14 protein-coding genes are annotated in these 13513 nt (G+C 64.3%); 6 read left to right on the forward strand and 8 right to left on the reverse strand.

What is annotated here, in order from left to right:
• Positions 1-8: 8 nt before the first annotated feature.
• Genes A3AI_RS0121480 through A3AI_RS0121490 form a run of 3 tightly spaced genes read left to right on the forward strand, consistent with a single transcriptional unit; the run spans position 9 to position 3064 of the window.
• Positions 9-1457: a DUF1800 domain-containing protein gene (locus A3AI_RS0121480; protein WP_024517547.1), complete on the forward strand. Its 1449-nt coding sequence runs from the start codon at positions 9-11 to the stop codon at positions 1455-1457.
• 2 nt (positions 1458-1459) lie between these two features.
• Complete coding sequence (locus A3AI_RS0121485; protein WP_024517548.1) at positions 1460-2704, forward strand: DUF1501 domain-containing protein; 1245 nt, start codon at positions 1460-1462, stop codon at positions 2702-2704.
• A gap of 33 nt (positions 2705-2737) precedes the next feature.
• Positions 2738-3064, forward strand: coding sequence for a hypothetical protein (locus tag A3AI_RS0121490; RefSeq protein ID WP_024517549.1), 327 nt, complete (start codon positions 2738-2740; stop codon positions 3062-3064).
• Positions 3065-3180: 116 nt separating this feature from the next.
• Here A3AI_RS0121490 and A3AI_RS0121495 read toward each other — a convergent pair whose 3' ends face one another.
• Positions 3181-3396 (reverse strand): hypothetical protein, encoded by a 216-nt coding sequence (locus tag A3AI_RS0121495; RefSeq protein WP_024517550.1) that lies wholly within the window; start codon positions 3394-3396, stop codon positions 3181-3183.
• Positions 3397-3657: 261 nt separating this feature from the next.
• On the opposite strand from A3AI_RS0121495, the gene A3AI_RS0121500 reads away from it, so the two are divergent.
• From A3AI_RS0121500 to A3AI_RS0121510, 3 genes are all read left to right on the forward strand, one after another.
• Positions 3658-5055: a serine hydrolase domain-containing protein gene (locus A3AI_RS0121500; RefSeq protein ID WP_245286928.1), complete on the forward strand. Its 1398-nt coding sequence runs from the start codon at positions 3658-3660 to the stop codon at positions 5053-5055.
• 107 nt (positions 5056-5162) lie between these two features.
• Positions 5163-6041: a transporter substrate-binding domain-containing protein gene (locus tag A3AI_RS0121505; protein ID WP_024517552.1), complete on the forward strand. Its 879-nt coding sequence runs from the start codon at positions 5163-5165 to the stop codon at positions 6039-6041.
• Positions 6042-6387: 346 nt separating this feature from the next.
• A complete protein-coding gene (locus A3AI_RS0121510; protein ID WP_024517553.1) occupies positions 6388-6621 on the forward strand; it encodes a hypothetical protein in 234 nt (77 codons plus the stop codon).
• 249 nt (positions 6622-6870) lie between these two features.
• Here A3AI_RS0121510 and A3AI_RS0121515 read toward each other — a convergent pair whose 3' ends face one another.
• From A3AI_RS0121515 to A3AI_RS0121545, 7 genes are all read right to left on the reverse strand, one after another.
• Entirely contained in the window at positions 6871-7539 is a 669-nt protein-coding gene (locus tag A3AI_RS0121515) for an amino acid ABC transporter permease (RefSeq protein WP_024517554.1), read from the reverse strand.
• 35 nt (positions 7540-7574) lie between these two features.
• On the reverse strand, positions 7575-8822 hold the full coding sequence (locus A3AI_RS0121520; RefSeq protein ID WP_024517555.1) for an FAD-dependent oxidoreductase: 1248 nt from the start codon (positions 8820-8822) through the stop codon (positions 7575-7577).
• Positions 8823-8839: 17 nt separating this feature from the next.
• Positions 8840-9598 (reverse strand): SDR family NAD(P)-dependent oxidoreductase, encoded by a 759-nt coding sequence (locus A3AI_RS0121525; RefSeq protein WP_024517556.1) that lies wholly within the window; start codon positions 9596-9598, stop codon positions 8840-8842.
• Positions 9599-9660: 62 nt separating this feature from the next.
• Entirely contained in the window at positions 9661-10629 is a 969-nt protein-coding gene (locus tag A3AI_RS0121530; RefSeq protein WP_024517557.1) for an ABC transporter ATP-binding protein, read from the reverse strand.
• Positions 10626-11636, reverse strand: a complete 1011-nt coding sequence (locus tag A3AI_RS0121535) for an ABC transporter ATP-binding protein (protein ID WP_198030170.1) — start codon at positions 11634-11636, stop codon at positions 10626-10628. Before A3AI_RS0121535 ends, A3AI_RS0121530 begins: the two co-directional genes overlap by 4 nt.
• The gene (locus A3AI_RS0121540; protein WP_024517559.1) at positions 11636-12577 is read right to left on the reverse strand and encodes an ABC transporter permease; all 942 of its coding nucleotides are present in this window, start codon (positions 12575-12577) and stop codon (positions 11636-11638) included. The genes A3AI_RS0121535 and A3AI_RS0121540 overlap by 1 nt, the downstream gene beginning before the upstream one ends.
• The gene (locus A3AI_RS0121545; RefSeq protein ID WP_024517560.1) at positions 12543-13502 is read right to left on the reverse strand and encodes an ABC transporter permease; all 960 of its coding nucleotides are present in this window, start codon (positions 13500-13502) and stop codon (positions 12543-12545) included. The genes A3AI_RS0121540 and A3AI_RS0121545 overlap by 35 nt, the downstream gene beginning before the upstream one ends.
• Between the last annotated feature and the right edge of the window lie 11 nt (positions 13503-13513).

Below are 13513 nucleotides of genomic sequence, written 5' to 3' on the forward strand. Positions count from 1 at the left end.
GACCATCCATGAGCAGTTCCGCCAAGGCTGACGCTGCACTCGCGCTCCATCGCTTCGGCATGGGGCCGCGGCCGGGATCGATTGAAAAGATCGTATCCGATCCGCGCGGCGCGCTGCTCGCCGAGCTCGACAATCCGCCGCCCTATCCGGCAGCAGCCGCCACGCTGCCCTCGAGCGCGAAGGCGTTCCGCACCGTAGCCGATGCCAATGCGCGGCGGCAGGCAAAAGCCACCCTCGCCACGCGCGCCGAAGCGGAAGCGAAGAAGCAGCAGATGGCGGCTGCCGGCACGGCGATGACCGAAGGCCCGGCGACCGCTATGAGCGAGACGGCAAGCAAGGCCGCCGCCGAAGCGGTGCCCGATCCGGGCCGGCCGATCTATCTCGAGGAGGCGAAGCTCCGCACCGAGGCAGCGCTTGCCGCGGATATCGGCTTCACCGAACGGCTGGTCTGGTTCTGGTCCAATCATTTCTGCATCTCGGCCGACAAGATCCGAAGCATGTCCGGTGCCTATGAGCGCGAGGCGATCCGCCCGCATGTGCTTGGGTCTTTCGCCGACTTGTTGCTGGCGGCCGAGAATCATCCAGCCATGCTGTTCTATCTCGACAATCTCGGCTCGATGGGCGCGAACTCGATCGCCGGCATCAACCGCAGCCGCGGCCTCAACGAAAATCTCGCCCGCGAGACGCTGGAACTGCACACACTCGGTGTCCGCGCGGGCTACACCCAGGACGACGTCATCGCATTCGCCAATGTGCTGACCGGCTGGACGCTGGTGCCGCCGGGCGACAATCCCGAGCATGGCGGCGAGTTCAGCTTCAACCCGCGTCTGCACGAGCCGGGTGCGCAAAAAATTCTGGGCAAATCCTACGAGCAGGAGGGTGTTGAGCAGGGCCGCGCAGTGCTGCGCGATCTCGCCGCCCATCCAGCGACCGCAACCCATCTCGCGACCCGGCTCGCGACCCATTTCATCGCCGACACGCCGCCGCCGGCGCTGGTCGAACGCATGGCGAAGACCTTTCTCGACAGCTCGGGCGACCTCAAGGAGGTCGCGAAGACAATGGTGAGCGCGCCGGAATCCTGGAGCGAGCCGCCGGGCAAGCTGAAGCGCCCGGGCGAATGGGTCGTCTCCATCGTTCGCGCCGCGGGCATCACGCAGGTTGACGCCAAGCGTTACACCGGCGGACAGGCGCTACTCGGCGAGCCGTTGTGGCGTCCGCCGTCCCCGAAGGGCTTTCCCGACGACGAGGGGAGCTGGATCGACGGCATGGGACGGCGGCTCGACATCGCCAACAATTTCGCCGAGCGCATCGCCGGCCGGGCTGATCCCGAGGACATTGTCGAAAACGTACTGTGCGGCTGCGTCTCCGCAGAGCTGAGGCAAGCAATCGGCCGCGCCGAAAGCCGCCAGCAGGCGCTGGCGCTGCTGTTCATGTCGACGGAATTCCAGCGGAGGTGACGATGAGCGTTGGCCATTCCATAAGCCGCCGCGCGGCGCTGATCGGCTCCGGCGCGCTGTTTGCCTGGACGCAATTGCCGCGCCTTGCGCGCGCCGAAGGCCGCGATCCGCGCATGCTGGTGATCGTGCTGCGCGGGGCGCTGGACGGGTTAGGGGCGGTGGCGCCGGTCGGCGATCCCGACTGGATCGGCCTGCGCGGCGAGCGTGCGCTTGTCCTCGACGGCAAGACGCCGGCGCTGCCGCTCGACAGTTTCTTCGCGCTCAATCCGGCGATGCCGAACCTGCACCGGCTCTATCGGGCACAGCAGGCTACGCTCGTGCACGCGACCGCGACGCCCTATCGTGAGCGCTCGCATTTCGACGGGCAGGACGTGCTGGAAAGCGGCCTGGTGAAGCCGGGCGGCGCGGACAGCGGCTGGCTCAACCGCGCTCTGCTTGCGCTGGAGACAGAGGGCCGGGTCAATCCGGTTGGCAGCCGGGCTTTCGGCGTTGGCGCGGTGACGCCGCTGATCGTGCGCGGCAAGGCGCCGGTGATGTCCTGGGTGCCGCAGAAATTGTTGCCTGCCAGCGACGACACCGCAGCCCGCCTGCTCGATCTCTATCAGCACACTGACCCGAAACTCGCGGTCGCGCTGGAGGGGCGGATGAAGCTTGCCTCGCTCGGCACCAGCGCGGTCGAAGATACGATGGCCGATGCCAATCCGCTTGTCGTGCCGCCGGGGACGCGTTTGCGCGCCTATTTCGCGGAAGCCGCCGGCACCGCGGCGCGCTACCTCGCCAAAGCCGAAGGGCCGCGCGTCGGTGCGCTCGGCTTTGTCGGCTGGGACACGCATATCAACGAGGGCGCGGCGGCGGGCCAGCTCTACAATCTGCTCAGCGCGCTCGACGGCGCGATTGCCGCCGTCGAGACCAACATGGGCGAGGCGTGGCGCGAGACGGTGGTCACCGTCATCACCGAATTCGGGCGCACCGCGCGCATCAACGGCACGCTCGGCACCGACCACGGCACCGGCACCGTCGCGCTGCTGGCCGGCGGCGCGCTCAAGGGCGGCCGCGTGATCGCGGATTGGCCAGGGCTGAAGACGGAGCAGCTTTACGAAGGCCGCGACCTCAAGCCGACCACCGACCTGCGCGCGGTGCTCAAGGGGTTATTGCGCGATCATCTGCGCGTCGAGGAGCGTGAGCTTGCAGGCAGCATATTCCCTGACAGCGCCGGCGTGGCGCCGATCGCCGGTCTCGTCGGTTGATTTCATCAAGCGAAGACAGAAGAAGGAACGTCCATGATGAAGACCCTCGCCCTCATCCTCTCGGTCACGCTGTCAGGTGCCGTCCTGTCGGCCGATGTCGCGCCCGCTTTCGCAACCAGGATGGACGGCAAATGCTGCGTGTCCTCCGACGGCGGCCGCTCCTATCGCTACCGGATGGTGACGCGGCGCCAGCAGGTCCCGCACACCTGCACCGCCTATGCGGCAAGCTGCGTCCGCATTTCCACCGCGCAGCCGGATCGCTATCCGATGTGCCATGCAGCCAAGTTGCAATGTCTGCAGAGCGGCACCTATGTCGGCCCCTATAGCGGCCGGCTCTTCTTCGGCATGGAGAAGATCTAGCCGTCCAATGCGGGATGATTGTTCAACACACTGTCAGCCCGCGCCATTCCTGCCAAGACGCGATGAGATCAGGTTGAAACGTCATCGTCCTATTGGGTTTAATTGAAGAAGCGTTCTCACACCTCGCGCTTGGGCGTATATTGGCCGACCACGCACTTGTAACCTTGCAGCTTCCACTCATGATAGGGGCCCTTCGCGAGCCAATCGGCAATGCCGATTTGCGCCGTCGTCGAGCAAGCGGCCATCGTGATGCCCGACTGCTCGGAGTTGGTGACGACCTTTTCAAGGCAAAGCTGTCCATTGCAAAGAACGGCGACGAGAGTGACCAGCATGGTAACCTTTCCCAATGGTAGAGGACTGATCAAACCCCATGCAGGGTTCATGCCAGAACAGAACCAAGGTACTCTGGTGCACATCGGAGATTCGGTGCACCCGGATTACTACGGAAAATGCGCATTATCCCTTTGCTAATTGTCCGCGGCGCGTTGGTTATCGCGAGCCTGCTTTTTGGCAGCGCGGTCCATGCGCAAGGCACGGCCGGACAGAACTGGCCGACGCGAGAATGGCCCACATCTTCTCCCGAAGATGAAGGAATGGATTCCGCAAATCTGGCCAAGCTCGTCGCATTCGGTTCGACGCGCAGCTTCGACAGTCTCCTGATCGCGCGTCACGGCAAACTCGTGCTCGACGCGTATTACGCGCCCTACACCGCCGACATTCCACACGCGATCAATTCATCGACCAAGGCCGTCATCGGCACGCTGATTGCGATCGCGCACAGCGAGGGTCTGCTCGACAGCCTCGATCATCCGTTGCTGGATTTCTTTCCCGGCCGCGACATCGCCAATGTCGACGACAACAAGCGCGCCATCACGGTGCAGCACCTGCTCAACATGACCTCGGGGTTTGAGTGGGAGGAAGGCGCCGAGGGCGGCCGCGAGCAGTCGCTCATCGATCTCAGCCGAGCCAGGGATTGGACGCAGTTCATTCTCGACCGCCCGATGGCCCATCAGCCGGGCATGGTCTTCTATTACAACAGCGGCAACCCCGATCTGCTCTCTGCCATCATCACCAAGCTCACCGGCAAGCCCGCCGCCGACTATGCACAGGAAAAACTGTTCGGCCCGCTCGGTATCGAGCCGCCGTTCTGGCGGCGCGATCCGCAAGGGCTCACAATAGGTGCGTGCTGCCTATTTCTGTCACCGCACGACATGGCCAAGATCGGCTATCTCTATTTGCGCCGTGGCGAATGGGCGGGACAACAGATTCTACCGCCCGAGTGGATCGATGCGGTGAGCCACGCGACAATCAACATGCATATCAAGGCCGATCCGAGCCTGCACTATTCCGACCTGTTCTGGGCGATCCCGGACAAGCACGTCTACATGACGGTTGGATTGCATTGCCAATTAATCATGATGTTTCCCGACGCCGACATCGTGGCAGTGGTGACGGCCCGGAATTTTTGTGGTTTCAGCAAGGTAGCGGTCATGATTTCCGGCGCCGTCGAATCGGAGACGGCGCTGCCGGCAAATCCGGAAGGCGCAGCTCAACTCGCGAAGGCGATTGCCGATGTCGCGACGGAGCAGCCGAGTAAGGTCGGCGCGACGCCCCCGCTTGCAGCTGAAATCTCCGGTAAGACATACCGGTTTCCTGACAACTCGCTCGGCGTGAGATCGCTGACGCTGAGCCTGCTGGATATTGAACCGCATTACAGGATCTATGCGCGCGATCCGACCGGCTCCACGATCGGGATCGACGGTCCGATCGGTCTTGATGGCCTCTACCGCAAGAGTACGCGGAGCAGTCTTGGCGTGCGGGCGGTCAAGGGCTGGTGGGCGGACGACCAGACCTTTGCGATCGACGTTCAATATGTGGGAATGGGCGAGCAGCGCCGGTGGTTGCTGAGGTTTGACGGGCTGAAAGTCACAGTGACCGGCAAGGGCGATGACGGAAGCGACGTCGCGATCGAGGGCACGCGTAGTGGCTGATCGGCACAACGATAACATTGAGGATGCAAGTAAAGCTCGGCTACTGCGCACTTGCTGCCTTGCAGAGCCGACGCTAGGCTTCCCGCCGTTTCATGCAGGAGGCAGAGGTGACCCAATCCGACGAGACGAAGATTTCCGAAGATCGCCGCGAGGCGCTGCGTTACGCGCTGGCGATCGGCAGCGGCGCGGCGCTCGCCTCGGCGCTGGCAAGCCCGGCATCGGCGCAAGCCGCAGGCGACAACACGCTCGATCGCATCCGCTCAGCCAAGGTGATGCGGATCGCCGTGCTGCCGGGCGAGCTGCCCTATTTCAACAAGGATCTCGCCAGCGGCACCTGGTCCGGCATGTGCATCGAGATGGCGAACGACATCGCCAAACTGCTCGACGTCAAGCTGGAATACACCGAATCGACCTATGGCAATTCGATCCTCGATCTGCAGTCGAACAAGATCGACGTCGGCTTCGCGCTGAATCCGACGCCGCAGCGGGCGCTGGTGGTGGATTTCTGCGGCGCGGTGTTCAACCATCCCTTCGGCGCCATGCTGAAGAAGGGACTGGAAGCGAAGACCTGGGCCGACATCAACAAGCCCGAGGTCAGGATCGCGGTCGATGCCGGCTCGGCCAACGAGGCCGTCGCGCGCCGCTTTGCGCCGAACGCGACCATCAAGTCGCTGCGCTCGCGCGACGAGGTGATGCTTGAGATGTCGTCCGGCCGTGTCGATTGCGTCGTCAACGCGCTGGTGCTGGGGCTGACCGCTATTGCGAAGAACCCCAATCTCGGCACCTACAAGATCCTGCAATCGCCCTCGGTTGCGATTCCCTCCAGCATGGGCGTACGCCGCGAGTCCGACAAAACCTGGCGCGACTTCCTCGCCACCTGGATCGACTACAACCGCGGCATCGGCCAGATGCGCGAATGGTTCATCAAGGGGCTTTCGCTATCCGGCGTGAAGCCCGAAGACGTGCCGGTGGAATTGAATATTTGATGCGTTGTTGTCTGCTCTCCCTCCCCGTTCTTCACGGGGAGAGGGTCGCGGTGAGGGGCCGCTTCCGCGAATGCGGTCGGCAAAGTTGACGGAGAGCCCCCTCACCCGGATCGCATCTGCGATGCGATCCGACCTCTCCACGCAAACGGGGGCGCGGTGCACCGAGTTCGCGCGCCCGCAAGTTTCGATTTCGATGCGATACGAATGTGAAAGATTTATTTTCCGAATTCTTAGCCAATCCAATTATTCGCAGCGCTCCACAGATCACTCTCCTCCGTAGTTACCCCGATGGAAACGAATCCGCTATTACGCTCCAATAGCTCAAGCGTCCGGCCCGGGAGGAACGATGTCGTATACGATAGGCTTTGTACCAAGGAACAAGCAGGCTGTGTCGGCAACCGAGGCGCCGACCGCAAACAGAGCGCTTGCGATGATCGCTGCGCTGCAAGAGACCGCAGAGGAAATCAGGTTCATCCGATCGCCCCAGGAAGGCGACATGGGGATCGAGATGCTGTTGCTGCTGGCCAAGGAAGAGGCTGAGGAGATTGTTCCGCAGCCGGGCATCTGGAAGCAGCGCTGAAGCGCGACGAGATTAGGTTCAGCTGGCCGCCGCGCTGTGCACCTCTCCCCGGCGGGGAGAGGTCGGATTGCTTCCGGCGATGCGCAGCATCGTCCGGTGCAATCCGGGTGAGGGCCGCGGCACTCACGAGAGACCGTATCCCCTCACCCGGATCGCATCTTGCGATGCGATCCGACCTCTCCCGATGGGAGAGGTGAACCGAACTCGCTGATCGAGCCGATTCGACTTAATTTCATGGTTCCTTAGAATTCACACCCTGTCGTAGGTCATCCCGCTCTCCAGCCGGCGGCCGATCAGTGTCGCCGGGAACAGGATGGCGAAATAGATCAACGCGACGATGGTGTAGACCTCGAGCGGCCGGTAGGTGTCGGCGTTGATCAGCGTTGCGTTGTAGACGAGATCCGGCACGGCGATGACCGAGACCAGCGAGGTGTTCTTCAGCTGGGTCACCGACTGGTTGACATAAGGCGCCAGCATCGGTTTCAGCGCCTGCGGCAGGATCACGAGTCGCAGCACCCGCCAGGGACGCAGGCCCAGCGCACGCGCCGCATCCCACTGCCCGCGCGGCACGCTCTCGATGCTGCCGCGCACGATCTCGGCATAGAACGCCCCGCCATAAAGCGACAGCACGCTCATGGCGGCGACATGGGCCGGGATGTTCACGCCGACCACGACCGGAAACGCGTAATAGAACCAGATGATCTGCACCAGCAGCGGCGTACAGCGAAAGAGCTCGATATAGGCGACCAGCAACCAGTCGATCACCCGCAGGCGCCGCAGCCGCAGAATGCCGACGACAAGCCCGATCAGGCTGCCGATGACGATGCTGCCGATCGTATAGACAAGCGTCCAGCCGAGGCCGAGCCAGAACAGATGGCTGTATTTGCCGAGGATCGCGAAGTCCCAGACGTAATGCATGACGGCCCCCGGTTAAGGAATTGAACGCGCGACCCTCAGAGGTAGCGGCCCGGCGAAAATGGTGCGACATCGAATGGCGGCGGCGCGCCAGCGATCATGGCCGCGATCGCGGCGCCCGTCGCCGGTCCTGTGGTGAAACCGATATGCTGGTGGCCGAATGCCAGCCAGAGGCCGGCATGACGCGGCGCCTGTCCGATCATGGGCAGGCTGTCCGGCAGGGTCGGCCGCGCGCCGCGCCAGACCGGGCCCGCCGCCTCGCCGAATTCGACAACGCCGCGCGCCAGCGGCACCACCGTCTCGAGCTGCGCAAAGGATGACGGCGCGTCGCGCGCGGTCAGCTCGACGCCGCTGGTGACGCGAATGCCGATCTCCATAGGCGTCAAGACGAAGCTGCCGTCGGCATCGTGGATCGGGCGACTCAGGCGGCGCGCCGGGTTCGGCTTGAACTCCTGGTGATAGCCGCGCTCGAACGCCAGCGGCACGCGATAGCCGAGCGGCCGCAACAGTTCCGCCGACCACGGCCCCAGCGCCACCACGACATGGCGCGCCGAGATTGCGCCGCTCGCAAGCAGCGCACGCCAGCCGTCGGTCTCCGGCGCGATCGCCCTGATCTCGGATTGCACGATCTGGCCACCTGAGCCCGCAAACATCCGTGCATAGGCCTTGGTCACGCCGCCGGGCGAGTCCACCGACGCGGTCTGCGTGTGCAGCAATCCGCTGCGGTAGGCCGGCACGATGCCGGGCTCGAGCGCAGAGATGGCCTGACGATCCAGAACTTCGCTCCGAATCCCGTACTCGGCGAGCAGCGCCTGCTCCGCTTTGGCAGCGGCCGCGCCGTCGCTGCGCCAAGCCTTCAGCCAGCCGGTCTCGCGCAAGCGTGCGGTTGCATCCGCCCTCACGATCCAATCCCGGTGCAGCATCAGCGACGTCTCGATCAGGCCATGCAGGGCGATCGCACGCGGCTTCACGCGCGACGGCGTCGCATTGGCCAGAAATCGGACGAGCCATCCGGCATTCCGCGCCGCCCAGAGCGGATCCCAGCGCAGCGCGGCGTGGCGGTTGCCCAGATAGTGCGGCAGAGCGGAAAACAGCGACGGCTTGTTGAGCGGGAAGATCGAGCCCGAGGAGAGCACGCCGGCATTGCCGTAGGACGTCTCGTCGCCCGGCTCGCGCCGATCGATGAGCCTGACCGAGAGCCCGCGCTGGCGCGCCGCCAAGGCTGCCGACACGCCGACAATTCCCGCACCGAGCACGACGACATCCGCTGTCCCGCCCTCCGACATCGCTCGACCTTGCAGCGCTACATCAGCGTGAGCCCGCCATCGACCGGCAGCAGCACGCCGGTGATGTGGGCGGCTTCCGGTGACAGCAGGAATGCAACCGCCGCCGCCACCTCGTCCGGCTCGGCCAGGCGCCCCAGCGGATTGGCCTTGGCGACCATTTGCCAGGTTTTTGGATCCAGCGCGCCGAGCCGCCCCTCGTCCTTGCGGGTATAACCGGGCACGACGATGTTGGCGGTCGCGCCGGAGCCGGCAAGCTCGATGGCGAGGCACTTCACCAGGGCCTCGAGCGCCGCCTTTGCCGCACTCGACGACGGAAAGGTGCCGTTGGGCACGAAGCGATGCGCGTTGAAGCTGGAGATCGCGACCACGCGACCCTGAGCGCCACGTTTGAGATCAGGCAGCGCGGCGCGCACAAGCTCATGAAATGCCGCCGCGATCACCGCAAACGATCGCTCCAGCCCTTCGCGTGGCAGATCGGCAAAGCTGCGCCGGTCCGCAAAGCCCGCGGTATGTACGATTGCATCAACGGCTCCGAAGACTTTCCGCGTGGCATGAACGAGCTCGGCCGCCGTGCCCGTCGCGGCCAGGTCACCGCTGCGCCATTCAATGCGGGCACCGGCGCGCATGCATTCCGCGGCCACCGCCCGCAACCGCTCCAGCCCCGCGCCGTCGCTGCCCTGCCCGTGCAGCATCAGGCATTGGTCCGGCCCGGCGAGGCGGCGCGCAAGCGCTGCCCCTATGCCGGAGCCGCCGCCGGTGATGATCGAAACTCGCATGCCTCGCCTGTCTCAACCTTTATCGCGCCAAAAGCGGCACGTAAGATGCCAAGCCTCACGCATCAACGCAAATGGCAGGCGACCCAATGGCCGTCGGCGCTTTGCTTGAGCTTGGGCGCCTCCTGGCTGCAACGTGCTTCCGCGATCGGGCAGCGGGTATGGAAGTGACAGCCGGACGGCGGATTGGCCGGGCTCGGCACCTCTCCCGCGAGGCGGATGCGCTGGCGCTTCACCTTGGGATCGGGGATCGGCACCGCCGACAACAGCGCCTCAGTATAGGGATGCTTTGGCGCGGCATAGAGCGCGCGGCTCGGCGCGGTCTCGACAATGCGGCCGAGATACATCACCGCGACGCGTCGGCTGATATGCTCGACCACCGACAGATCATGCGCGATGAACAGGTAGGCGATGGCGAATCTCTGCTGCAGATCCTCCAAAAGGTTGATCACCTGGGCCTGGATCGAGACGTCGAGCGCAGAGACCGGCTCGTCGCAGACGATCAGCTTCGGCTCGACCGCGAGCGCACGCGCAATGCCGATGCGCTGGCGCTGGCCGCCGGAGAACTCGTGCGGATAGCGGCTCATATGATCGGCCTTCAGCCCGACGATCTCCAGCAGTTCGGCGATGCGCTCGTCGAACTGTTGCTTGGTCTTGGCAAGGCCGTGAATGATCAGCGCCTCGCCGATGATGGCGGCGACCGTCATGCGCGGATTGAGCGAGGCGTAAGGGTCCTGGAAGATGATCTGGATGTCGCGCCTGAGCGCTCGCATCTCGTCGCCGGAGAGCGCCAGCACGTTCTTGCCGTCGAAAGTGACCTCACCCGAGCTCGGCTCGATCAGGCGCAGCACGCAGCGGCCGGTGGTCGACTTGCCGCAGCCGGATTCCCCGACCAGCCCGAGCGTCTCGCCTGCATCGATCTGGAAATCGACGCCGTCGACGGCGTGGATGCTGCCGACCTGCCGCTGCAACAGGCCGCCGCGGATCGGGAATGCCTTGGTGAGATCCTTGACGCGGAGCAGCGGCTCGCTCATGCGCTTCTCGTCTCCTCGGCGCGGATGCAGGCGACCTTGTGGCCTGCTTCGATCTCCCGCAGCTCGGGCTGCGCACGCGAACATTCGTCGATGGCAAAGCGGCAGCGGGCGGCAAAGCGGCAGCCCACGGGCGGATCAATCAGCTTCGGCACGCTGCCGGCGATGGTCTCGAGCCGCTGCTTGCGCATCGAGGCGAGATCGATCCGCGGGATCGAGCGGATCAGCCCCTGGGTGTAGGGATGGCGCGGATTGCCGAACAGGCGATTGACGTCCGCCTCCTCTACCACCTTGCCAGCATACATCACCACGACCCGCTGCGCGACCTCGGCAACCACACCCATGGCGTGGGTGATCAGCATGATGGACATGCCGAGCCGCGATTTCATGTCCTGCAGCAGATCGAGGATCTGCGCCTGGATGGTCACGTCAAGCGCCGTGGTCGGCTCGTCCGCGATCAGCAGCTTCGGATTGCATGACAGCGCCATCGCGATCATCACGCGCTGGCGCTGGCCGCCGGAGAAGTGATGCGGATAGTCGTGGACGCGGGCTTTCGGGTTCGGAATCTGCACCAGCGCGAGCATCTCGACGGCGCGATCGAGCGCGGCGCGGCGGCTCAGACCCTCATGCTGCTGGATCACCTCGCAGAGTTGATCGCCGATCGTATAGACCGGGTTGAGCGAGGTCATCGGCTCCTGGAATACGATGGCGATTTCGCTGGAGCGGATGCTGTTCATCTCGTCGGCATTGAGCGGCACGAGGTCCCGCCCCTGCCAGAGGATCTGGCCCTCGACGATCTTGCCTGGCGGCATCGCGATCAGCTTCATCACCGACAGCGCTGTGACGGTCTTGCCGCAGCCGGATTCACCGACCACGCAGAGCGTCTCGCCGCGGCCAATCGACAGATCGACGCCGTCGACCGAGCGCACCATGCCCTCGTCGGTCTCGAACCAGGTTTTCAGACCCCTGATATCAAGCAACGGCCGATTGGTGGTGACGCTTGCGTCCATCACATCACCTTCCGCGGATCGAGTGCGTCGCGCAGGCCATCGCCGATGAAATTGATGGCGATGACGGTCAGGAAGATCGCGCCGCCCGCAAACAGTGCCCAATGCGGCGCGATGTCGAGATAGTCCTTGGCGTCGAACAACAGCCGCCCCCAGGTCGGAATGTCAGGGGGAAAGCCGAGACCGAGGAATGACAGCGTCGATTCCGCGATGATGGCGGCGGCGACATCGATGGTGCCGGCGACAATAACGGGCCCCAGCGCATTGGGCAGGATGTGCCGCACCACGAGCCGCGATTTCGAGGCGCCGAGCGCGCGCGCGGCCTCGACGAACTCCTTTTCGCGCAAGGACAGGAACTGCGCGCGCACCAGGCGCGCAACCGGCATCCAGCGGAAGCCGCCGATCACAAGCACGATCATGATGAAGACGCCTCCCTCCGGGCCAACGAGACCTTTGAGGAAGTCGCGGAACAGGTAGATCACGAGCAACAGCAGCGGCAGCTGCGGTAACGACAGGAACAGGTCCGTGATCCACATCAGGACGGCGTCGACCACTCCCCTGGACATGCCGGCAATGGCGCCGATGATGGTGCCGGCAAACATCGCGACCGCCATCGCGGCAAAGCCGACCGCAAGCGAGATTCGGCCGCCATAGATCATGCGCGAGAGCAGGTCCTGGCCAAGATCATCGGTGCCGAAGGGATGGTCCCAGGACGGCGGCGACAGTCGCGCTGTGAAATCGATCTCGTTGATCGGCACCGGCCAGATATACGGCCCAATGAGAATAGCGAGCGCCAGCAGCGCCAGCACGACGACGCTCGCCGCCGCCAGCCGATGCCGGCGGAAGCGACGGAAGGCCTCGCGCCCCGGCGAAAAGCGCCGCTCGCGTTTCGCAACGGGGCGCACGGCCTCAACTGTAGGAGATGCGTGGGTCAAGCCAACCATAGATGATATCGGCCAACAGGTTGAAGAGAACGACAAGACAGGCGAACACGAAGGTGACCGCCATGATGACGGGCGTGTCATTGGCAAGGATCGCGCTGATCAGCAGCGAGCCAATGCCGGGGATGCGGAAGATCTGCTCGGTGACGATGGCGCCGCCGAACACGGTCGGCATCTGCAGCGCCACCAGCGTCACCACCGGTATCAGCGCGTTGCGCACCACATGCTTGATGATGACCTTGCGCTCGCCGATGCCTTTCGCGCGCGCCGTCGTGACATAGTCAAGCCGGATGACGTCGAGCACGGCCGAGCGCACATAGCGCGTATAGGATGCGGCCTGGAACAGGCCAAGCACCGCGATCGGCATGATGGCCTGCTTGATATACTCCCAATACCATTGCCAGCCGGACGCGGAGATATCGGCGCGGTAGACAAAGGGCAGCCATCCCAGATTGACGGAGAAGATCAGGATCAGCAGAAGGCCGGTGAAGAAGGTCGGCAGGGAGAAGCCGATGAAGGCGACCGTGCTCGCGATCTGATCGAACATCGAATAAGGTCGCATCGCCGCATACACGCCGACCGGCAGCGCCACGATCAGCGCCAGCAGCTGCGCGGTACCGATCACATAGAGCGTGGTCGGGATACGCTGCAGGATCAACTGATCCACATCGATGCGGCTCGCGAAGGAAAAGCCCCAGTCGCCATGCAGCATGGCGACCAGCCAGTGGAAGTAGCGGATCAGGATCGGATCATCCATCCCGAATTTTACCCGCAGCGCCTCGCGCACCTCGGGGGGGATGTTCGGATTGCTCGCAAGCTCTCCGAAGGGATCGCCCGGCGCCAGTGCCAATAGTACGAACAGGATCAGGCTGATGCCGAGCAGGCTCGGAAGCGCGATCAGGAGACGCCTGAGAAGGTAATGTCCCATCGCTCCCCGCG

The organism is Bradyrhizobium sp. Tv2a-2, assembly GCF_000472425.1.
Lineage (GTDB): Bacteria > Pseudomonadota > Alphaproteobacteria > Rhizobiales > Xanthobacteraceae > Bradyrhizobium.

Bases quoted from the DNA above. Each gene is read 5' to 3' on its own strand.
- A3AI_RS0121480 (WP_024517547.1), top strand. From the start codon at position 9: ATGAGCAGTTCCGCCAAGGCTGACGCTGCACTCGCGCTCCATCGCTTC.
- A3AI_RS0121485 (WP_024517548.1), top strand. From the start codon at position 1,460: ATGAGCGTTGGCCATTCCATAAGCCGCCGCGCGGCGCTGATCGGCTCC.
- A3AI_RS0121490 (WP_024517549.1), top strand. From the start codon at position 2,738: ATGATGAAGACCCTCGCCCTCATCCTCTCGGTCACGCTGTCAGGTGCC.
- A3AI_RS0121495 (WP_024517550.1), bottom strand. From the start codon at position 3,396: ATGCTGGTCACTCTCGTCGCCGTTCTTTGCAATGGACAGCTTTGCCTT.
- A3AI_RS0121500 (WP_245286928.1), top strand. From the start codon at position 3,658: ATGGATTCCGCAAATCTGGCCAAGCTCGTCGCATTCGGTTCGACGCGC.
- A3AI_RS0121510 (WP_024517553.1), top strand. From the start codon at position 6,388: ATGTCGTATACGATAGGCTTTGTACCAAGGAACAAGCAGGCTGTGTCG.
- A3AI_RS0121515 (WP_024517554.1), bottom strand. From the start codon at position 7,539: ATGCATTACGTCTGGGACTTCGCGATCCTCGGCAAATACAGCCATCTG.
- A3AI_RS0121520 (WP_024517555.1), bottom strand. From the start codon at position 8,822: ATGTCGGAGGGCGGGACAGCGGATGTCGTCGTGCTCGGTGCGGGAATT.
- A3AI_RS0121525 (WP_024517556.1), bottom strand. From the start codon at position 9,598: ATGCGAGTTTCGATCATCACCGGCGGCGGCTCCGGCATAGGGGCAGCG.
- A3AI_RS0121530 (WP_024517557.1), bottom strand. From the start codon at position 10,629: ATGAGCGAGCCGCTGCTCCGCGTCAAGGATCTCACCAAGGCATTCCCG.
- A3AI_RS0121535 (WP_198030170.1), bottom strand. From the start codon at position 11,636: ATGGACGCAAGCGTCACCACCAATCGGCCGTTGCTTGATATCAGGGGT.
- A3AI_RS0121540 (WP_024517559.1), bottom strand. From the start codon at position 12,577: ATGGTTGGCTTGACCCACGCATCTCCTACAGTTGAGGCCGTGCGCCCC.
- A3AI_RS0121545 (WP_024517560.1), bottom strand. From the start codon at position 13,502: ATGGGACATTACCTTCTCAGGCGTCTCCTGATCGCGCTTCCGAGCCTG.